Source organism: Kitasatospora sp. NPDC091257, from assembly GCF_044757675.1.
Classification (GTDB): Bacteria; Actinomycetota; Actinomycetes; order Streptomycetales; family Streptomycetaceae; genus Kitasatospora; species Kitasatospora lactacystinica.
In genome coordinates, this window is the sequence record NZ_JBIVVI010001308.1 from 1 (window position 1) to 2,390 (window position 2,390).

Consider the following 2,390-nt stretch of genomic DNA (forward strand, 5'->3'; position numbering starts at 1 on the left):
GGGTACACCATACCGTCCCGCCATGAGGTGTACGGCGTACACCTCTTCCCGCCTCCACCGCCGAAGGAGCCCCAAGTGGCCTCACCGAGAACCCTCGCGACAGCGACGGGCACGTGCTTCCTCATCACCCACGTCACCTCGATCGGCGGGCTCGTCCTGTACGGCCCGATCCTGAAGACCGCCGACTACGTGGTCGGCGCCGGCCCGGACACCCAAGTGCTCCTGGGCGCCCTGTTCGAGGTGCTCCTCACCATCGGCATCGTCGCCACCGCATGCACGATGTACCCCGTCGCCCGCCGGCACGGCGAAGGCCTCGCCGTCGGGTACCTCGGCCTGCGCACCCTGGAAGCCGCCGTCATCGCCGTCGGCATCGTCAGCCTGCTGGCCCTGGTGACCCTCCGCCAACACCCTCCGCAGGGAGCGGACAGCGCCGCGCTCCTCACCACGGGGAAAGCCCTGGTCGCCATCCACGACTGGACGTTCCTGCTCGGCCCCAACTTCATCTGCGGAGCCAACACCGCGGTGCTCGCCTGCCTGCTGTACCGCTCCCGGCTGATACCGCGCTTCATCGCCGTACTGGGGCTCGTCGGCGGCGCACTGATCTTCACCTCCGCGATCGCCGTCCTGTTCGGCCTCTACCCGCAGGTCTCCGGGCCGGGGATGCTCGCCGCCGTTCCGGTCTTCGCCTGGGAACTGTGCCTGGCCGTCCGGCTGATCACCAAGGGATTCAACCCGACGACCGCCTCCTGACCCGTGCCGTCACACGGTGACGCCCGTTTCCCACGCCTCCCGGGTGTCCCGCTTCGCACGACACCGGAGGCACGCGTGAGGACCTCCGCCCCGGGCCTTGCCGCGTCCTCGACGGGCCCTGTCGAGGACTGCCGTCAGACCGTGCCCACGGCCACGGCGACCGCCGCCGACTCGGGTGACGGCGATGCGCCGTAGTCACGCAGCCGGATCGGGGTGGTGCGGGTGCTCTCGGGTGCCTGGGCGGCCAGCATGTCCAGAATCTCCTGGGTGGGGGCGGGCATGAAGAACCGCTCCGCGCCCTCGCGCCCCAGGGTCTGGTGCTCCGTCACGTAGCCGCGCATCTCGCGCTCGTACGCGGCGAAGGCCGTCGTGTGGTCACCACCGGAGGCGGCGAGTTCACCGGCCAGGATGTACGCGCCGATCAGGGCCTGCGAGGTGCCGCGGCCGGAGGTCGGGCCGGCGCAGTACCCGGCGTCGCCGAGCAGCACGACCCGCCCCTTGGACCAGGTGTCCATCTCCACCTGGGCGTTGGCGTCGAAGAAGAAGTCCGATGCCTGCGCCATCTCCTGGAGCAGGCGCGGGATCTCCCAGCCGTCGTCCGCGAAGCGTTCGGCGATGATGCGCTGCTGCCCGGCGCGGTCGTGGCGGTCGTACTCCAGATGCCCGGCGGCGAAGTGGAAGGCGGCGCGGGCCTCGCTGTTGGCGCGGGCGGTGAAGATGTTGGCGGCCTTGCCCGGGGCGGCGTGGAGACGGCCGGTGTTCTGCAGGCCGAGGTAGTTGTCCAGGCTGAAGATGGCGGTGTAGATGCCGAGGTGGCGCACGAACTGCTCCTCGGGGCCGAAGGTGAGCGTCCGGGTGCGCGAGTGCAGGCCGTCGGCGCCGACGACCAGGTCGAAGCGGCGGGGAGCGCCGCGCTCGAAGGTGACCTCGACGCCGTGCTCGTCCTCGGTCAGGCTCGCGATGGAGTCCCCGAAGACATACTCGACGTCGTCGCGGGTGGCCTCGTACAGCATCCTGGTCAGATCGCCCTTGAGGACCTCCAGGTCGCCCGCGAAGATCACGGCCGGCAGGGTCGCGTACTGGCGGCCCTCGGCGTCCACCATCGCCGCGTCGCCCATCTCGGTGTCCAGCTCGCGGATCTGCTCCAGCAGGCCCATCCGGTCCAGCACGTCCAGGGCTTCGCCGCGGAAGTCCACCGCGTAGCCGCCCTCGCGCACCGCTCCGGCGCGCTCCACCACGGTGGGGACGAAGCCGTGGCGGCGCAGCCAGTGGGCGAGCGCCGGGCCGGCCACGCTGGCGCCGGAGATCAGCACGGTGCGGGTGGTGGTGGTGTTCTTGGTCATCCCGGGTTCCTCTCTCAGGTCTGTGCGTACAACGTATGAGGCTCAAGTTCGCCTGTGAAGTGCGAAAATCGAGAAGGAACCCTAGTGCGCTAGGCTTCGTGCACTAGTACACCGAGGAGTGCATCATGTCGGTCTTGCCGCCGTACGCGAGGATCGCCGCCGAACTTCGGCATCGCATCGAGGTCGGTGAACTGCGTCCGGGTGACCGGGTGCCCTCCACGCGGGCGGTCACGCAGCGGTGGGGGGTGGCCATGGCCACGGCGACCAAGGCGCTGGCGGTCCTGCGGCAGGAGGGTC

At 70.2% G+C, this 2,390-nt stretch carries 3 protein-coding genes; 2 read left to right on the plus strand and 1 reads right to left on the minus strand.

Translation table 11 applies throughout. The features are described 5' to 3' along the window. Positions 1-75: 75 nt before the first annotated feature. Positions 76-750: a DUF4386 domain-containing protein gene (locus ACIQOV_RS37640; RefSeq protein WP_401055282.1), complete on the plus strand. Its 675-nt coding sequence runs from the start codon at positions 76-78 to the stop codon at positions 748-750. Between the two features lie 134 nt (positions 751-884). Here the strand turns inward: ACIQOV_RS37640 and ACIQOV_RS37645 are convergent, their stop codons facing one another. Beyond that, positions 885-2,093 carry an FAD-dependent monooxygenase gene (locus ACIQOV_RS37645; protein WP_401055283.1) on the minus strand — a complete coding sequence of 403 codons (1,209 nt, stop codon included), beginning with the start codon at positions 2,091-2,093 and terminating at the stop codon, positions 885-887. A 125-nt stretch (positions 2,094-2,218) separates the two neighbouring features. On the opposite strand from ACIQOV_RS37645, the gene ACIQOV_RS37650 reads away from it, so the two are divergent. Then, positions 2,219-2,390: GntR family transcriptional regulator (locus tag ACIQOV_RS37650; protein WP_401055284.1), on the plus strand; the 172-nt coding region annotated here is incomplete at its 3' end.